This window comes from Streptomyces sp. NRRL WC-3549 (genome assembly GCF_000721935.1).
Lineage (GTDB): Bacteria > Actinomycetota > Actinomycetes > Streptomycetales > Streptomycetaceae > Streptomyces.
Genome location: NZ_KL585385.1, coordinates 99,524 through 104,654 on the forward strand (window position 1 = coordinate 99,524; position 5,131 = coordinate 104,654).

General features: G+C 72.7%; 6 protein-coding genes. All 6 read right to left on the reverse strand.

Translation table 11 applies throughout. The features are described 5' to 3' along the window. Nucleotides 1–250, reverse strand: a 250-nt coding sequence (locus IH13_RS0103995) for a DUF3180 family protein (RefSeq protein ID WP_031081019.1), incomplete at its 3' end; no start/stop codon positions are given. A gap of 121 nt (nucleotides 251–371) precedes the next feature. Further along, on the reverse strand, nucleotides 372–983 hold the full coding sequence (gene folK / locus IH13_RS0104000) for a 2-amino-4-hydroxy-6-hydroxymethyldihydropteridine diphosphokinase (RefSeq protein ID WP_031081020.1): 612 nt from the start codon (nucleotides 981–983) through the stop codon (nucleotides 372–374). Continuing rightward, nucleotides 980–1,339, reverse strand: coding sequence for a dihydroneopterin aldolase (gene folB, locus IH13_RS0104005; RefSeq protein ID WP_031081021.1), 360 nt, complete (start codon nucleotides 1,337–1,339; stop codon nucleotides 980–982). Before folB ends, folK begins: the two co-directional genes overlap by 4 nt. Nucleotides 1,340–1,530: 191 nt before the next feature. Continuing rightward, on the reverse strand, nucleotides 1,531–2,013 hold the full coding sequence (locus IH13_RS0104010) for a nuclear transport factor 2 family protein (protein ID WP_031081022.1): 483 nt from the start codon (nucleotides 2,011–2,013) through the stop codon (nucleotides 1,531–1,533). Further along, entirely contained in the window at nucleotides 2,010–2,864 is an 855-nt protein-coding gene (gene folP, locus IH13_RS0104015; RefSeq protein ID WP_037840717.1) for a dihydropteroate synthase, read from the reverse strand. The genes IH13_RS0104010 and folP overlap by 4 nt, the downstream gene beginning before the upstream one ends. Before the next feature lie 199 nt (nucleotides 2,865–3,063). Beyond that, nucleotides 3,064–4,908, reverse strand: coding sequence for a phosphatidylglycerol lysyltransferase domain-containing protein (locus IH13_RS0104020; RefSeq protein WP_051835753.1), 1,845 nt, complete (start codon nucleotides 4,906–4,908; stop codon nucleotides 3,064–3,066). Nucleotides 4,909–5,131: the final 223 nt, after the last annotated feature.

The following is a 5,131-nucleotide window of genomic DNA, read 5'->3' on the forward strand; positions in this document are numbered from 1 at the left end:
CCGCGCGGGCCGCCATCAGCGGCTCGACGCCCTTGGCACCCGGCCTGCGCTCCCGCTGGGCGCGCAGCCGTGACCGTATCGACAGAGCCGTGGCCAGCAGGACGACGGCGATCGCCGCGAGCACGACGGGTGCGGCGAGGGGCACGCTCGGCAGGGTCCCCAGGGAGTCCCAGAGACGGGCTCCCGCCCAGGACAGCACGCCGGCTCCGGCGAGAAGCCCGGCCAGCAGCCCGAGCCGTAGTTGCTTCACCGAGAGTGCCGCCCTTCGCCGTGCCGGTGTCGGTGCCGGGCGTCGCCGTGCCGGACGCCGCCCGCGTCGTCGTACCCGGCTTCCCGGGTAGCTGAGAGTCGTGTGCCCTTGAGCCTAACGACTACTCGGGCAGGCGGAGTTCCAGGTCGGCCCGGGGAAGCACACCGTCACCGCCGACGCCGGCCAGCAGCTCGGCGACCGGACCGGAGCCGGGCAGCTGGGCCTCGGGCTCCACGTCGTGCCACGGGGCGAGGACGAAGGCGCGCTCGTGGGCGCGCGGGTGCGGGAGGGTCAGCAGCGGGTCGTCGGAGACGACGTCGGCGTACGACACGATGTCGACGTCCAGGGTCCTGGGCCCCCAGCGCTCCTCGCGGACCCGCTCGAAGGCTTCCTCGATGGCCTGGCCGCGCTCCAGCAGGGAGGAGGGGGGCAGGGTCGTCTTCACGACGATCACCGCGTTGAAGTACGACGGCTGGGAGCCGGGGTCGACGCCCCAGGGCTCCGTCTCGTACACCGGGGAGACGGCCTTGACCCGGAGGCCCGGGGTGTCCTCCAGGGCGTCGACGGCGCCCTGGAGGGTCTCCAGGCGGTTGCCGAGGTTCGAGCCGAGGGCGATCACGGCCCGTTTGGGGTTCGAGAGGGTGACGTCCGCCGCGTCCACCTGCTCGACGACTGCGGCGGGCACCGGCTGGACGGTCGGGTCGCTCTGCCCCTCGGTGGAAAAAGCGGTCATACTCGGCTCCGGGTGATGGTGATGGTCACGTCGTCGAACGGGACGGTGATCGGGGCATCCGGCTTGTGGACGACGACCTCGACCTCCTCGACCCCTCCGTGCTTGAGGCACTGCTGCGCGATGCGTTCCGCGAGGGTCTCGATCAGGTCGACCGGGTCCCCCTGGACGACGGCGACCACCTCTTCCGCGACCACGCCGTAGTGCACGGTCTTCGTCAGGTCGTCGGCGGCTGCCGCGGGACGGGTGTCGAGCCCGAGCACCAGGTCCACGATGAAGGTCTGGCCCTCTTCCCGCTCCCGGGGGAAGACACCGTGGTGCCCGCGGGCCTTGAGGCCGCGCAGCGCGACACGATCCACGCGAATCACTCCTGCTGTAGTCGTCTCCGGTGGCACCCGCCCGCGTGCGGGCGGTGGGGTGCCGTCTTTCGAATCTACCCGCGGGCACCGACAGAGCCGACGAGCGGGGGGACGCGGACCGGCCCGGGCGGACCGGTAGGCCCGTATACCCGGTGATCCGGGAGCCCAATCCCCGCGGACGCGCCGAACGCTCAGGAGGGCGTCTCCTCGTCCTCTTCCTCACCGGTTTCCGCCAGTACGGGAGAGCCGTGGTGGGACCACAGTCTCCAGCCGTCCGGTGTGTGGCGGAACACGTTGGTGGCGACGACCAGCTGCCCGACGAGCGGGCCGAGTGCGTGGCCCTCCTCGGCCGGGCCGCCGCTGAGGATGTTCTCGGTGCAGGTCACCAGAGCGGTGTCACCGGTCATGGCGACCCGTACGTCGGTCAGGAAGAACTGGATGTACTCCGTGTTCGCCATGATCAGCGCGTAGCTGCGCAGGACCTCGCCCCGCCCCGAGAGGACCGGCCAGCCGGGGTGGACGCAGGAGACCGTGAGGTCCTCGCCCGGCAGCCAGAGCGCCGACAGCGCGTCGAGGTCACCGCGTTCCACGGCCTCGTAGAAGGCGGTGTTGGCGTCCTCCACGGCCCGGACGTCGGCGGCGGCCGCCTCGTGGTCGTCCCGCGGGGAACTCACGCGGCTCCCTCGACGGCGCGGACGACCCGCACGGCGTCGGCGGTGGCGCGTACCGCGTGGACCCGGACCGCCCACGCTCCCGCGTGTGCCGAGAGGGCGGAGACGGCGGCGGTCGCCGCGTCGCGCTCGCGGGCCGGCGGAGGGGTGCCGTCGGCCCCGGCGAGGACCTTGCCGAGGAACCGTTTACGGGAGGCGGCGACGAGCAGCGGCCGGCCCAGGTCGTGCAGCCGGTCCAGGCGGGCCACGAGGGCGAGGTCCTGGGCGGCGTTCTTGGCGAAGCCGAGCCCCGGGTCGATCACCAGGTTCTCCCGGGCCACCCCGCCCTCGACCACGGCGTCCATGCGCGCGCGGAGTTCCGTGACGACTTCGGAGACGACGTCCCCGTAGACTGCGCGGCTGTTCATCGACTCGCTGAAACCGCGCCAGTGCATGACGACGAACGGCACCCCGGCGGCGGCGACGACCGGGATCATGTCCGGGTCCGCGAGGCCGCCGCTCACGTCGTTGACCAGGGTGGCCCCGGCGGCGACCGCCTGCTCGGCGACCTGGGCGCGCATGGTGTCCACGGAGAGGGTGACGCCCTCCGAGGCCAGACCGCGCACGACGGGGATCACCCGGCGCAGCTCCTCCGAGGCGTCCACCCGGCTGGCGCCCGGGCGCGTCGACTCGCCGCCCACGTCGATCAGGTCAGCACCCTCGGCCACCAGTTCGAGGCCGTGCTTGATCGCCGCCGTGGTGTCGAACCAGTGGCCGCCGTCGGAGAAGGAGTCGGGCGTCACGTTGACGACACCCATGACCGCGCAGCGGTCCCACTCCGGCAGACCCCGCACCCGTCCTCGCAACGTACTCATGGGGCCAGCCTAAGGGCTGTCCCGTCGTCCCCGGCGGGTCGTCGCACGGCGTCGGACCCGGTGCGCCGCCGGGCGGCGGGAGGTCCGCGTGGCGCGTGCACACGGGTGTTCCGCCTACGCGACGAGGTGCCGCGGTCGTCGTCGTACGTCCGGCGGGGAGGGCGGCTCGGTCCCTACGGCCCGGTGCGCGACCAGGCCGTCAGAGGGGCCGGGTCGTGGGGACGCCCTGCTCGCCGGGGTGCCCGGTGCGATGGCCGCAGGGACGGGGGCGCCGCGGACGGAACGGGCGCGGCGGCGCGAGGCTGACGAAGCCCTCCGCCTGAAGGGCGGCGAGGCTGATCCGAGGCAGTTCACGGGCCGTGCGGAAGACGACGAACCGGGGCTCCCAGCGGGGCTGGAACTTGGCGTTGAACTTGTACAGCGACTCGATCTGGAACCAGCGCGACAGGAAGAGCAGCAGCCCGCGCCAGCAACGCAGCACCGGGCCCGCGCCCAGGCGTTCACCGCGGGCGAGGGCGGAGCGGAACATGGCGAAATTCAGTGAGACCCGGGCCACCGAGAGCCGGGGGGCGGCTTGCAGGGACGCGACGATCAGGAGCTCGTTCATGCCGGGGTCGGCCGCGCGGTCCCGTCGCATCAGGTCCAGCGAGAGGCCGTCCTCGCCCCACGGGACGAAGTGGAGCACCGCCTTCAGGTCGCCGTACGGGGACGGGTCCTCGTCGGATCCGGCCAGGTGGGCGGTGGCGATCACGCAGTCCGCGTCGGCCTCGTCGCCGAGCCGGCCGAGCGCCATGGAGAAGCCGCGCTCGGTGTCGGTGCCGCGCCAGTCGGCGGCCGCCAGGCGGATGCGTTCCAGCTCGGTGGGCCCGATGTCGCGGACACGCCGGACGCGGGTCTCGTAGCCGTTGCGCTCGATGCGCTTCACCATCTGGCGCACGTTGCGCATCGCGCGTCCGGCGAGGGAGAAGTCCACGACGTCCACCACCGCCTCGTCGCCGATCTCCAGTGCGGTCAGGCCCGTCTCCCGGGTCCACACCTCGCCGCCCCTCTCGCTGCAGCCCATCACCGCCGGGGCCCAGGAGTGCGCCCGGGCCTCGTCCATGAAGCGCTCGATGGCACCCGGCCAGGCCTCCACGTCGCCGACCGGGTCGCCGCCGGCGAGCATCACACCGGACACCACGCGGTAGCAGACGGCGGCCTTGCCGCTCGGCGAGAAGACCACGCTCTTGTCGCGGCGGAGCGCGAAGTACCCCAGGGAGTCACGCCCGCCGTGCCGTTCCAGCAGGGACCGCAGCCGTCCCTCGTCGTCCTCGTCGAGCCGGGCGACCGGGTGTTCGGGCCGGAAGGCGAGGTAGACCGTCGTGACGGCGGTCAGCAGACCGAGGGAGCCCAGGGAGTACGCCACCGTCCGCGAGGCCGCCCCCGTGTAGTCCACGGGCCCCTCCAGGCCCACGAGGCCGTACAGCACGTGTTGCAGCCGGTCCACGAGGGAGGGGTCGCCCACGACCCGGCCGGGGTGCACGCTGACGACGACCAGGCCCAGGGCGAGCGAGCCGGCGCCGAGGAGGACGAAGTTGGCCAAGGCGCGCCAGCGGCTCCTCGGGTCCGGGAGTGCGGCGAACTCGGCCCGGTTGCGTACCAGCAGGAAGCAGAGCGCCAGGGAGAGCAGCACACCGAGGAACGAGTGGCGGTAGGAGAACTGCGCCACCGCGCCCGCGGGCAGCAGCAGGACGGCGGCGCGCCAGGCCCGCCGCTTGCGCCGCTTGATGCCGTGGGCCAACAGGAGCAGCAGGACGCCCGAACTGAGCGACAGCGCCGCGGCGAAGGGACCGAGCGCGCCGGGGAGCACCTCGGCCAGGCTGTGCATCCGGCTGTGCCGGAAGCGCGGGAAGACACCGGCGGCGACATCGATCAGGCCGACGGCCGCACAGGCGCTCCCGACCAGGGCCGGCACCGCGTCGGGACGGGGTCCGCGGAGGATCCTGCGGGGCAGGCTCTGAGGCGGAACCTTTCCTGACTTATCCCTATCTACCGTGACAGACATCGCTTGGTGTGACTCCGCGAGAGATTGCCGGGTCCGTCGGCCGAAACCTACGGACGGTGTGCGTCCTCTAGGACGCGGTAGGCGGGGGGCGGGTTCATTCCGATGTCTGGAAATTTCCTACACAGAGAGCGGCATTCGAACCATGGGTCTCACCAGTAGCGCGCTCCTGGCGGTGGCGGTCTCCCTGGCCGTCGGGCTGTTCGCCGCCACCGTCTGGCTCTGG

Excerpts from the sequence above, each read along its gene's own strand:
- folK (WP_031081020.1), bottom strand. The coding sequence starts at position 983 with ATGACCGCTTTTTCCACCGAGGGGCAGAGCGACCCGACCGTCCAGCCG.
- IH13_RS0104020 (WP_051835753.1), bottom strand. The coding sequence starts at position 4,908 with ATGTCTGTCACGGTAGATAGGGATAAGTCAGGAAAGGTTCCGCCTCAG.
- folP (WP_037840717.1), bottom strand. The coding sequence starts at position 2,864 with ATGAGTACGTTGCGAGGACGGGTGCGGGGTCTGCCGGAGTGGGACCGC.